6 protein-coding genes and 1 pseudogene are annotated in these 13,260 nt (G+C 56.0%); 3 read left to right on the forward strand and 4 right to left on the reverse strand.

Translation table 11 applies throughout. The features are described from left to right. Positions 1 to 31 precede the first annotated feature (31 nt). From tkt to zwf, 3 genes are read left to right on the forward strand one after another with little or no spacing between them, the layout of a single operon-like run. Positions 32 to 2,134, forward strand: a complete 2,103-nt coding sequence (gene tkt / locus ACWHYD_RS11255; protein ID WP_447962133.1) for a transketolase — start codon at positions 32 to 34, stop codon at positions 2,132 to 2,134. A gap of 24 nt (positions 2,135 to 2,158) precedes the next feature. Beyond that, a complete protein-coding gene (gene gnd, locus ACWHYD_RS11260; protein ID WP_447962134.1) occupies positions 2,159 to 3,178 on the forward strand; it encodes a phosphogluconate dehydrogenase (NAD(+)-dependent, decarboxylating) in 1,020 nt (339 codons plus the stop codon). Position 3,179: 1 nt separating this feature from the next. Then, positions 3,180 to 4,586: a glucose-6-phosphate dehydrogenase gene (gene zwf, locus ACWHYD_RS11265; protein WP_447962135.1), complete on the forward strand. Its 1,407-nt coding sequence runs from the start codon at positions 3,180 to 3,182 to the stop codon at positions 4,584 to 4,586. A gap of 408 nt (positions 4,587 to 4,994) precedes the next feature. Here the strand turns inward: zwf and ACWHYD_RS11270 are convergent, their stop codons facing one another. From ACWHYD_RS11270 to ACWHYD_RS11285, 4 genes and pseudogenes are all read right to left on the reverse strand, one after another. After that, a complete protein-coding gene (locus tag ACWHYD_RS11270) occupies positions 4,995 to 6,512 on the reverse strand; it encodes a DegQ family serine endoprotease (protein WP_447962136.1) in 1,518 nt (505 codons plus the stop codon). Between the two features lie 551 nt (positions 6,513 to 7,063). Next, positions 7,064 to 8,677 carry an efflux transporter outer membrane subunit gene (locus tag ACWHYD_RS11275; protein WP_447965861.1) on the reverse strand — a complete coding sequence of 538 codons (1,614 nt, stop codon included), beginning with the start codon at positions 8,675 to 8,677 and terminating at the stop codon, positions 7,064 to 7,066. A gap of 17 nt (positions 8,678 to 8,694) precedes the next feature. Next, entirely contained in the window at positions 8,695 to 9,981 is a 1,287-nt protein-coding gene (locus ACWHYD_RS11280; protein WP_447962137.1) for an efflux RND transporter periplasmic adaptor subunit, read from the reverse strand. Between the two features lie 19 nt (positions 9,982 to 10,000). Next, a pseudogene (locus tag ACWHYD_RS11285) lies at positions 10,001 to 13,196 on the reverse strand (efflux RND transporter permease subunit). Positions 13,197 to 13,260 lie beyond the last annotated feature (64 nt).

A 13,260-nucleotide genomic window follows, 5' to 3' on the forward strand; every position in this document is an offset into this window, starting at 1 on the left:
TATTCTCTCAACGAAAGAAGGAGTACCTATCATGAATAAAGCACCTACATCCGTTTCCAGTTCCGAGCAGTTGGATCAATTGTCGATTAATACGATCCGTTTTTTGTCGGTAGATGCGGTGCAAAAGGCCAAGAGCGGCCACCCAGGCCTCCCGCTAGGTGCCGCCCCGATGGCCTATGTCCTGTGGACACGATTTCTTCAACATAGCCCCTCCAATCCGGACTGGTTCAATCGGGACAGATTTGTTCTCTCGGCGGGCCACGGATCGATGCTGCTCTACAGTTTGCTATATCTCACGGGTTATGATCTGCCGCTCGATCAACTCAAACAGTTTCGCCAATGGGGCAGCCGCACCCCCGGACATCCCGAAAGAGGAATGACCCCCGGCGTGGAAACCACCACCGGCCCCCTCGGTCAGGGTTTCGGCAATGCAGCGGGCATGGCCATTGCCGAAGCCTATCTGGCCACCCGGTATAATCGGCCAGGATTTGAGATTGTTCGTCATTTCACTTATGCCCTGGTCAGTGACGGCGACCTGATGGAAGGCGTGGCGGCCGAAACGGCCTCGCTCGCCGGTCATTTGAAACTCGGCAAACTGATCTATCTGTACGACGATAATCGAATCACGCTCGCCGCATCAACACAGCTCACATTTACCGAGGACCGCGCCCAACGATTTGCCGCTTATGGCTGGCATACCCAATCGATCGAGGACGGTAACGACGTGAACGCCATTGATCGCGCTATCCAAGAGGCACGTCAGGAGACGGAGCGTCCCTCACTGATCCTCGTACGGACTCATATTGGTTACGGTTCTCCTAACAAACAAGGCACATTTGCGGCCCATGGTTCCCCGCTCGGCGAGGAAGAAGTGAAGCTGACGAAAGAAAACCTGGGCTGGCCTGTTGACCCGCCATTTCTTGTGCCGGAAGAAGTCGAGCAGCATTGTCGCCAGGCCGTTGACCGTGGCCGTCAAGCGGAGACGGAATGGAATGCCACCTTTAAGGCGTACGAGACCCAATACCCCGAGCTTGCGGGCGAACTTCGCCTGCTCATCAAAGGGGAACTACCGCCAGGCTGGGACACAAACATCCCGCAATTCCCCGCCGATGGCAAAGGCCTGGCCACCCGCGAGGCCTCGGGAAAAATTATGGACGCGGTGAACCGGACACTCCCCGCCTTGATTGGCGGCTCGGCCGACTTGAATCCCTCCACGTATACTGAATTGAAGGATGCAGGCAATTTTGAACCCTCCGACATGGCGGTCGGGGATCTGCAAGGTTCTGCCGGCGGCGGCTGGAGCTATGCCGGCCGGAATCTCCAGTTCGGGGTCCGGGAGCATGCAATGGGGGCGATCCTGAACGGCCTCGCTACGCACGGAGGGATCATCCCATTCGGGGCAACGTTTTTGACCTTCTCCGATTACATGCGCCCGCCGATCCGGCTCGCTGCCCTGATGGGGATTCAAGTGGTGTATGTATTCACACATGACAGCCTCGCACTGGGTGAGGACGGCCCAACCCATCAATCCGTGGAGCAGATCGCCTGTCTGCGAGCGATTCCCAAGCTCATCGTGATCCGTCCCGCCGATGCCAACGAGACGGCCATGGCCTGGCGGGTGGCGATCGAAACGCGGGATCGGCCCGTGGCATTAATCCTGACACGACAATCTGTGCCAACGCTCGACCGTGCACAGCTCTCCGCTGCCGATGGCCTGAAGCGTGGGGGATACATCCTGGCCGAGGCCCCGAATGGGCATCCTGACCTGATTCTGATTGCCAGCGGCTCTGAAGTCGCATTGATCATGGAGGCGCGGGAGAAACTGCTGGAACAAAAACTCCAGGTGCGCATCGTTTCAATGCCCAGTTGGGAACTATTCGAAGCCCAGTCAGAAGAGTACCGTAACACCGTGCTTCCGCCGGTGGTCGGCGCGAGGCTCGCCGTCGAAGCCGGAGTATCACAAGGTTGGTATCGCTATGTCGGCAACAATGGTGATGTGCTCGCCGTAGATCGTTTTGGCACATCGGCCCCGGGGAAGATGGTCATGCAGGAATATGGCTTCACCGTCGCTAACGTATGCAGGCGGGCCCTGGCTCTTCTGGAACCCCACGATGAAGTGATCACACACGGATAACCATTAAAAAAAAGGAGAGACAAAATGCAACTTGGCATGATCGGTCTTGGACGAATGGGGGCGAACCTGGTCCGGCGCCTGACAAACGCCGGCCACACATGCGTGGTCTACGATAGGAACAGCGCTGAGGTAAAGAAACTCGAGGGCCGGGATGTCCAGGGGGCCGCCTCGCTTGACGAGTTCATCGCGAAACTATCCAAACCGCGCGCGGCCTGGGTGATGGTGCCCGCCGGCGTGGCCGGCGAGACAGTCAAGGAACTGGCCTCACGCATGGAGACGGGCGATATCATCATCGACGGCGGCAACACCTACTACCGCGACGATCTTGAGCGAGCGAAGGCGCTCAAAAGCCGCGGCATTCACTATGTAGACTGCGGCACAAGTGGCGGAATTTTCGGACTCGAACGCGGCTACTGCTTGATGATCGGCGGAGAGGAAAAAATCGTCCAACATCTGGACCCGATATTCAGCAGTATCGCGCCGGGAGTCAAGGCAGCACCCCGCACCCCGGGCCGGACAGGCGCATCCGGTCGCGACGAGCAGGGCTACCTGCATTGCGGCCCGACCGGTGCAGGACATTTCGTGAAAATGGTCCACAACGGAATAGAGTATGGCCTGATGGCGGCCTATGCCGAAGGACTCAACATTCTCAAGCATGCCGACGTCGGCCTACGAGACCAAGAGCATGATGCCGAGACGACTCCCCTGCGCGACCCCGATGCGTATCAGTACCAGATCGACATCGGCCAGGTGGCCGAGGTCTGGCGCCGGGGCAGTGTCGTGGCATCCTGGCTGCTTGATCTCACCGCCGAGGCTCTGGTCGAGGATCCGGATCTGACAAGTTTTTCCGGACGCGTGTCGGATTCCGGAGAAGGGCGGTGGACAATCGCGGCTGCGGTCGACGAGGGAGTGCCCGCGCCGGTGATCAGCGCGGCTCTTTTCGGGCGATTTGAATCTCGCGGGAACGCGGACTACGCCGATCGGATCCTTTCCGCCATGCGAAAGCAGTTTGGCGGACATGATGAGAAAAAGGAGAAAAGCTGAAATGGGCAGGACGAACAGCCGACCAAAGCAGTCCGACGCCCTGGTCCTTTTCGGGGTCACTGGAGACCTCGCCCACAAGATGATCATACCGGCCCTCTATGCGATGACCAAACGAGGGCTGCTCAACGTTCCGGTGGTCGGTATCGCCGCTCCGAAGTGGAGTCTGGCGCAATTGCGTAAACATGTAACGGACAGCATTAAGCAGGCCGGCAAGATCGATGACCCGGAGGCTTTAGACCACCTGCTTTCCCTTCTCCAGTATGTAGGCGGAGATTACAACGACCCCGTGACCTTCAAGGCACTCAAAAAGACTCTGGGCAATGCCAAGCGTCCGGCGCATTATCTGGCAATCCCTCCCTCGCTCTTCACGGCGGTCATCCAGGGACTCGGCGGCTCAGACTTGGCCAAAGATGCGCGCCTCATAGTCGAAAAGCCCTTCGGACGCGACTTGGCCTCAGCACAGAAACTCAACCGAATGGCACAGTCGGTGTTTCCAGAGGACTCGATCTTTCGTATCGACCACTACCTCGGGAAAGAAGCCATCATGAATATTCTCTATTTTCGCTTCGCCAATTCGTTCCTGGAGCCGATCTGGAACCGTGACTGCATAGACAGCGTGCAGATTACCCTCTGCGAAGATTTCGGCGTGAAGGCTCGCGGGGCATTTTACGAAAGTACCGGATGCCTCCGCGACGTCATACAGAACCACCTCTTTCAGATCGTCTCACTGCTGGCCATGGAGCCACCCGCCTATCAGGGCTATCGAGCCGTCCACAGCGAAAAAGCGAAGGTGTTTCAAGCCATGCGTCCCCTGCAGCCGGACGACGTGGTGCGCGGCCAGTACACCGGTTACCGGAAGGAACCGGGCGTCGCGAAAGACTCCGACGTGGAGACATTCTGTGCCCTGCGACTCTTCATCGACTCGTGGCGCTGGGAAGGAGTGCCGTGGTACCTGCGTGCAGGAAAGTGTTTGGCGACAACGGCAGCCGAGGTCCTCGTGGAACTCAAGCCTCCACCGCAACGACTGTTTGACGATTCAAGACCGGCAGCCGGACGAGGCAATTATCTGCGTTTTCGACTCTCCCCCAGTTCGGCTGTCGCCCTCGCTGCCCGCGTCAAGCGGCCGGGAAAGGAGTTCATCGGCGATCAGCAAGAACTCTATCTTCTGGAAGAACAATCGGGAGAGGAAAAGCCATACGAGCGACTAATAGGGAATGCCATGGCAGGCGACGGGGCGCTCTTTACCCGCGAGGACGCGGTGGAAGCCGCCTGGAAAGTTGTCGATCCGGTTCTGGGAAAGCACCACCCGGTCCGGCCTTATAAGCGAGGCACCTGGGGGCCGAAAGAGGCGGATGCCCTCATTGCAACAGACGGAGGCTGGCACAACCCCTTATCCGAGGAGACATGAGCATGAACGCGCCGGACAATGTGGTCTTCCTGCCGGATGTCGATAACACTCTGCTCGATAACGATCGAATTGGCATCGACCAACATCTTGTGTAGGAGTTTAGCGAGGAAAGCCCGAATCGCTAATGGGATAATTTTAAAGGGTGGCGACATGACCTCGGCTATGCGACCTGTCTGGGAGCTTTGAAACACTACAGTGTTGAAACCATAAAGGACCCGCGGTTGCTGTTGATGGCTTCATTTCTGGTGGACTATCCGATTGCGGCTCGCCGGTATCCTTGGGCACTACGCCGTGCACAGAATTTCATTTTACTCAGACGGAAATACTTAATATTTTACAACAAAAAGGGGGCCTCTTCGATGAAGGGGGCCCCCTTTTTTAAACCGACTCGTCCACGACCTTTGGGGGTTAAACTTTAATGTTCAAGTACAACGCCCCTTTCCCGCGATGGATAAAGATCAACGCGGATGAATTTTCATTCAAGTAGGACACCGCCTTCACGAAATCTTCTTCAGAACGGACTGGCTTACGGTTGATTTCACTGATCACATCGCCCTGCGCGAGTCCGGCCCGTGCAGCATAGCTTCCCTGGGCCACATCCATGACTACCACGCCATTGACATTTTTATCCAATCCCAATTGTTGTGCAATGCCACTATCCAGATCTTGAACAGCCACCCCGGCTAGGGGGCCTTCTTTCTCCACAGGGCTGGCCTGTGCCACCTGAGTGGGATTATCTTGTTCACGAATCACGGTCTTCACGGATTTCTTATGACCATTTCGCATAACCACCATGCTCACTTCAGACCCCACTGTGGTCCGGATAACCTGGTGCTGGAGGCTGCGTGGATCCAAAACGGGTTTACCCTGGAATTCAACAACCACATCTCCCCGCTGAAGACCGGCTTCATCTGCCGGACTCCCCGGTACCACATTCGTAACCAAAGCCCCCTTGGTTCCATCTAATTGAAAGGACTGTGCAAGATCGGCATTCATTTCTTGAATACCGACTCCCAGGAACCCTCTGACAACCGTGCCGGTGCTGATTAAACTCTCGTATACCGGCTTGGCAAGATTGGTGGGAACCGCAAATCCCACGCCCTGGTATCCGCCGGACTGCGAAAAGATTGCCGTATTTATTCCGACAAGTTCTCCTCGCGTATTCACCAACGCTCCGCCGGAATTACCCGGATTGATGGCGGCATCGGTTTGGATAAAATCCTCATATTGTGTAATCCCCATTCCCCCTCGACCCAACGCACTGATAATTCCCATGGTGACAGTGGAGTTCAATCCAAAGGGATTGCCGACTGCCAGAACATATTCACCTACACGAAGACTTGAGGAATTTCCCCAAGGGACAAATGGAAGATCTGTGGCATCAACTTTCACCACGGCTAAATCTGTCTGAGGGTCAAGGCCCACAACTTTTCCGGTAAACTCTCGTTTGTCCGGAAGAGTCACCGTAATTTCATTTGCACCATCAACCACATGGTCGTTGGTCAGTACATACCCATCACTGGAAATAATGACACCGGAACCGGCTCCCTGCGCTTCCGGAGCAGGAGGCCCGCCTCGCCTTTTCGGCATTCCTGGCATCTCCGGCATTCCTGGTATACCAAAAAATTCTCTCATCCGATCAGAGGGCACTCCCGACATAGGAACCGGTGCTTCTTTTCGAACCGTAATATTGACCACTGCAGGTGTCACCGCCTGGGCAATGTCAGCAAACCCTCCTTTCTCCATATTTGGTGGAGATCCAATAGATGCTGAAGCTACTGGCTGGGAATTTGCCGCATGAGAATAAAATGGCATATTCCAAGACCCGAACATTATTAGAATGCCAGCCAGAAATCCGATGCCAGCCAGACCTGCCTTATTGGCGTTCATACGGGTCAAAGATAGAAAGCGATTTTTTGTGACCATGGACATTCCTCCTTGATAGTTAAGAAGACCACCTCAATATGATGTTGCAAGCACATCCTAGCCCCCCGGGATAAAAGGGAGATTAAGGGGCCATTAATTTTCACTAATCTTAGAAAAACGTCTCTCCTCTTCCATGCCTCTTGGGAATGTAAGAACCGGGTGAACCGAAGAATCCGGCATTCGGGAGTTGCCAGATAACTGGTAATTTTCAGGTATCAGGATACACTCATGACGTATTGGCATATTCACCCCTCAACGAATCACCGGCCAAGAAAACAACCTGTCCGCGAAGGCAAAATTTCCATTCATTCAGGGATCCGATTTCGACGCTGAAGAAGAGGATTCCATGCCAAAACTGCCCGTAATCCCACTCAAGGAGGTCACCCATGCTTTGGACGGCCGGTTTTTATTCTCCTGGAAACCCTTGGAGTTTCTCATTGAATTTTTCATCACACGGTAGGATTTCTCGTATGAGTCTTCCAAGCGGAGGAGGACGCGAATGAATTATTTCGGTAAAAGACAAATATCAGCAAATCCTTGGTGGGCACCGGTTAAGGAACGAAAGGTACGGTCAAATCATTATTCACCCCGTTATTGCCCGCGTTAACATCGATCCCCCCGGCGGGAGATGGTTTGTCAAGATCGACATATTGGAACGTACCAAAGGGTTGGATCTCCTCATCAGTGGGTAATTGGTTGGGGTTCCAGCCTCCTCCGAGCGCGCGGACGAGGGCCACCGAGGCTCTCAGCAGTTCAGCCTTGATAGCTACCAAGTCGATACGCGCCTCGAGTGTGGCGACCTGCGCATAAATGAGTTCAAGGCTGGACGCCAGCCCGCCCCTATAGAGCTCCGTCGTCAGATTTTGCGTCTTAAGTGTGGCTCCCACGGCGGCTCCCTGCCGATTGGCCGCCAGCGTCAGCCGGTTGGTCAGGCTCAAATTGTTCTCGACCTCGCGAAAGGCGTTCAGCACCGTCGAACGGTAGCGATCTTCCGTCTCGCGATAGGCCGACCAGGCCTGCTGCAATTGAGCGCGGCGATATCCACCCTGAAAGAGGGGCAACGAAACAGTGGACCCGTAAGACCAGAAACTACTGGCGAGCTTGATCAGACTGAACCCGGTATCTTCGAACCCGCCGCCGGCCGAGAACCGGACATCGGGGAAAAAAGCCGCGCGGGCAATGCCGATGACCCGGTTGGCCTGTGCCATCCGGCGCTCCATTCCGGCGATGTCGGGCCGCCGCTCCAGCAAGGTGGAAGGGATTGTCTTGGGAATTTCGAAATCCGCCACCCGAAGATCATCGACCGGTTCGATCGTGAAGCTGCTCGGTGCCATGTTGACGAGAATGGCGATCGCCTGTTCCGTCACTTGGCGTTGGCCTTGAATCTGAGCTAATTTCGTTTCCGTGCTGAACAGCAGCGATTCGACGCGGGCGACATCGAGCGCTGACGCGATTGCGCCGGCAAACTGGGCCTTGACGAGGTTGAGCACGTTTCTATAGAGGTCGATCGATTGGGTATAGATTGCCGCCTGTGCGTCGAATCCTCGGAGGCTGAAATAGTTCGCCCCGATTTCCGCCTGCAGGCTGAGCCGCGCGAGCCCATACTCCGCGGCGCGCTCTTCGGCCCGGTAGATTTCGGCACGGGTGGCATTGCGAAGCGCCGACCAAAAATCCGGTTCCCAGGACGCGAGCCCCCCGGTGGTAATAGACACTTCCCGGTTGTCCTCGCCAAGACCGCGAAACAGACTATTATCGGATTGTCTATTGTTCGAAGCGCCAAACCCCAGACCGGCGTGAGGAAGGTACTGCGACCTGGCCCTCATCATCACATCGCGAGCCTGAACGAACCGTTCTGCGGCGGCCTGCAAATCCGGATTGGCTGCCATTGCCTGTTCTTCAAGGCTGTTCAGGATTGGATCGTTAAAAAGTTGCCACCAATCCGGGCGTAATTCCTCATCCGATGGATTCGCCTCGACGAAGGGACTTGCCCCCTTCCATGAGGCGGGGACGACGTATTGAGGCGGTTCATAGCTGGGCGCTAGATCGACAGCCGGGAACCAACTACACCCCGGCAAATTGAGGGTTAGCAGTAACAAAGCAAATCGCCATGGATGACTCCGAAAAATGTGCGAGGCTTCCGGTCTCGTGTCTAAAGATTGGCCCATCCTCTGTATAGGGAATTTCATGGTGAAGAATGTTCCTTTGATGGCCCAGTCTCCATGGGCACCGACGGGCCTGTTGGGAGGGGCGCTTCTGGAGCGCCTGTCGGCGGGAAAGTTTCCATGGGTAGGAGAGCTTGCGTTGGCGCAGCAGCCTTCGTTGGAGCTGGCGCGTTTAATTGGTCATAACCCGGCGCCGGCGTCACGATGCGCACCCTGTCCCCTTCGAGCAACGCGGCGCTCGGGTTGTTCACGATGCGGTCGGTGGTGGAAACCCCCTCGGCCACTTCGACGGCACTGTCCAGGAGTTTGCTCACGACAATGGGGTTAAAGTGGACCTGGTCGTCCTCTCCCACCACGGCCAATTGGGTGCCGTGCTCCTGGAACACCAATGCGGTGGAGGGAATCATGAACACTTCCCTGTCTACCGGCGCGGTAAGGTGAACCTGGGCATAAGAGCCAGGCCAGAGGGCTCTGTCCTCGTTTTCGATCGTGAAGATGGTGATCGCGGTGCGCGTGCTTTCGTCGAATCCACGAGCGACGGTCAGGAATTTTCCGGTAAAATGACGATTGGGCAATTGCGGCACAGTCACGTCGGCCGTCAAGCCAGGCTGGAGGAAGGGTCCGAACGATTCCGGCACGGAGACAAAGAGGCGCAGCATACTCACGTCAGCCACAGTAAAGAGATTGCTGACCGAACCGGGGGAACTGATCGTGCCTTCTTTGTTCACGTAATCACCGACATTAATGTTACGGACGGTTACCACCCCATCATAGGGCGCGACAATGGTTTTGAATCGAATCTGCGCCTCGAAGTTCCTGACGTTCTGTTCTGCTGCCCTGACCTTCGCCAATTCAGCTTTCGCCTCCGCCACCTTTACCGAGATCGACTGTTCGGAAACTGCATGGTTTTTGCGCAGGGCCAACCAACGCTTTGCGGTGATTTCGGCGAGGGCATAGATGGCGCGCACCGATTCCAGGTCCGCTTTGGCCTGTGCATATTGTGCGTCGAGGGCCGGCGCGTTGATTTCAGCGAGGATATCGCCTTTTTTTACCAGGGCGCCGTAGTCCTTGTACCACATCTTCACATAGCCCGAGACCTGTGCGTAAATGGGCGCCTGAAACCAGGCCTGAATATTGCCAGGAAGCGTGATGGTCTCGGTTGGCGGCACCGGCTTTGCGTAAATGACTGCCACGGTGGAGACGGCGTTTTCGTGCGTCTCCTCGCGTAGTAAAGAGGCGTCGCTTTTGCTTTCATAAACCCGATAACCAAGGTAGAGGACACACAGAAGTGCCGCTGAGATGACCATGAGCCTTCCACGTAGGGTCTTATTCATTTTGTATATGGTCCTTCTGACGAGCCGCTCGCCTGTTGTAAACAATTGCGTAGACGCAGGGCACGAAAAACAGAGTGAAGAGGGTGGCCATGAGCAAGCCGCCGATGACGGCCCGACCCAGCGGCGCGTTCGCAGAATACCCTGTTGCCATGGGGACCATCCCGAAAATCATGGCCGAAGCCGTCATAAGCACCGGACGGAAGCGGGTCGTTCCGGCTTCAACCGCCGCCCGTAACGCGTCGCCGTGCTTTTTGAGCTGATCGCGCGCATAGGTCACAACGAGGATCGAATTGGCGGTTGCCGTGCCCATGGTCATGATGGCGCCCGTCAGCGCGGGTTCCGAAAGACGCGTATGGGTCAGAAATAATGCCCACGCAATGCCCGCCAATGCGCCGGGCAGGGCCGTAATGATGATGAATGGATCCAACCAGGATTGAAAGTTGACGACGATCAGCAAATAGATCAGCACGACCGCGGCGAATAGTCCGACGATCAGCTCGAAATAGGCGTCGTGCATCAGGGAAGCCTGGCCATGGATTTCGAGCGCGGCGGTAGGAGGCATCTCGTCCTCCATGTCCTTGGCAATCTTTTCGACATCCGCCAACACACCACCGAGGTCTCGTCCTTCGGCAGAGACATAGATGTTGAACAGGGGCATAATGTTCCCATGCGTGATCACCCCCGGCGTGCCCGTCGCGGTAATGTCGGCTAAATTGCCGAGGAGCTGCATTTCCTGCCCTTCCGGATCCTTAGAAGAAGTGCTTGAGGCCTGGACCGGGATGGTCTTGAGACTATTGACGCTGTTGATCTGCGGCTGCGGCGTATAGACATTGATCAGGTACGACATGCCGGTACTGGGATCGAGCCAATAGATCTGGTCGGTCTGTTGGCTCCCGGCAGTTGTCATGAGTACGTTGTCGGCCATATCCTTCAGGGACCTGTTAACCCCGAGTCCGAATGTGCGATTGCCTTCGACCATAATGGTCGGCGTGGCCATTGTCTGCTGGATCACCACATCCGCGGCGCCGGGGATTTCGCGAAACTTGCCCACCAGTTTTCGGGCATACTCAAAATTGGGGTACATGTCCGGGCCGTTGATTTGCACATCGATCGGCGCAGGCGCGCCGAAGTTGAGAATTTTTGCGGTGAGATCGGACGGCTGGAAGGTGAATTCGGTTCCAGGATAGCGATCCCTCAGGCCCTTTCGGAGAATTTTCCGATACTCCCACACCGGTGACTTTTCATCATTCAGGAGGATCGTGAGGTCACAATCCTGGGAGCCGATTGTCGGCGTCGGAATGAAAGCGAGATTGTGCGGTCCGACCGGCAGGCCGCAGTTACTCACGATATTTTCGACATGACCGGGCAGCAACTCACTGATGCTGTTGGAGACAAGCGTGGCAATGCGTCCTGAAACCTCAATGCGCGTCCCGAGCGGTGCCCGCATATGCATTGTCATGATGTCCGACCTGATCTCGGGAAAGTAATCCCGTCCGAGGAAGAAGAAGAGGGACAGGGAACTCACCGCGATGGCCAGAGCGATCGCAACGAAGACGCCACGGTTGGCAATCGCCTGTTCGAGCAGCGCACCGTAACCCCCGCGGAATCGATTGAAGGCGCGTTCGAACCCATTCTGAAAGCGGACAAAAATATTCCGCGACCCTTCCGCACTGAGCTCTCCGTGAGGTTCATGCGGCTGTGACATGGTGATCCTTCAGCATATATTTGGCCATAGTCGGCACCAGTGTGCGTGAAAAAATAAAGGAGGCGAGCATCGCAATAATGACCGCCTCTGCCATGGGCTTAAACAGGTAGCCGGCAACCCCGCCGAGTTCAAAGAGCGGGAGCCAGACGATCGCGATGCAAAGGGTGGCAACGAAGGTCGGGACAACGATCTCGTTGGCAGCGTCGATGATAGCCTGTTCGAGCGGCTTGCCCATTTCAATATGGCGATCGATATTTTCGATCATCACAGTCGCATCGTCGACCAGAATGCCGACGGCCAGCGCCAACCCGCCCAAGGTCATGACATTAATCGTTTCTTCGAGCAGATGAAGACCGATGATGGCGGTCAGAATGGACAGCGGAATCGAGGTCCAGACAATGACCGTCGCACGCCATGAGCCGAGCAGCAACAGCACGATGAGGCCAACCAGCCCACCGGCCATCAGCATTTCATGCAAGACGTCCGAGATCGAATCCTTCACGAACGTCGAGGCGTCATTGACGAGCTTAATCTCCACGCCCTCCGGAGAAATCTGCTCGGCGCGCGGGATCATTTTCTTGATCCCATCGACGACGTCGAGAGTCGAGGCCTCCGTGCTTTTCATCGCGACCAGAATGACGGTCTGTTTGCCCTTCACCAGGACAGAGTTCTGTTGCACCCGCCCCATGAGACGAACAGTAGCAACGTCGCGCAAGTAGACAAACGCGTTGCCTTCCCGCTTGATCGGGAAATCGGCGAAATCCTCAATCTTCAACGGTGACGCGTTCGTCATAACGATCCAGTCGGTCTCCTTGATCTTCACATCGCCGGAAGGCAGCACGAGGTATTGCTGTTGGAGGGCATTGTGAACGTCCGCCGGAGTGAGCTGACGGGCAAGCAGTTTCTGTTGATCGAGATTGACCATGACCTGCATGTCCTGACCGCCGTAGGGGTGCGGTAGAACGATCCCGGGTACCGTCACGAGCAGGGGGCGGATTCGCATATAGACGAGATTGTAAAGTTCCGCGGGCGTCAAGTGGTCGGAGCTGATTTGGAGCATGGCCACCGGGATGGAGGATGGAGCGAGGCGCATGACCATGGGCGGCGAAATATCGGGCGGCAGGGCCTTGACGACGTTTTGCGCAATGCCCACGATATCCGCTTCAGCCCTGCCCACGTCGACATCGTCCTGGAGAAAAATATTCGTGATGCTACTGCCGAAGTAAGAGTGGCTATGGATATACTTGATGCCTTCAACCGTCGAGGTCAAAAAGCGTTCGAACAGATACGTGATGCGCCCTTCCACCTGCTGCGGGAGCATGCCGGAATAGTTCCAGACAACCGAGGTGACGGGAATGGTGATATTGGGGAAGATGTCGGTCGGCATGTGACGTATGGTGTTGACCCCCAAAAGGACAATCAGGATGGTCATGACGACGAAGGTATACGGCCTTCGCAGGGCAATGAGGACAATCTGATTCATGCGCGAAGCCTCCAAAAACCGATTTGAGTTTCTGCCATATTGGACACCATATACCTATATGAAC

The sequence above is a fragment of the Nitrospira sp. Ecomares 2.1 genome, from assembly GCF_965152585.1.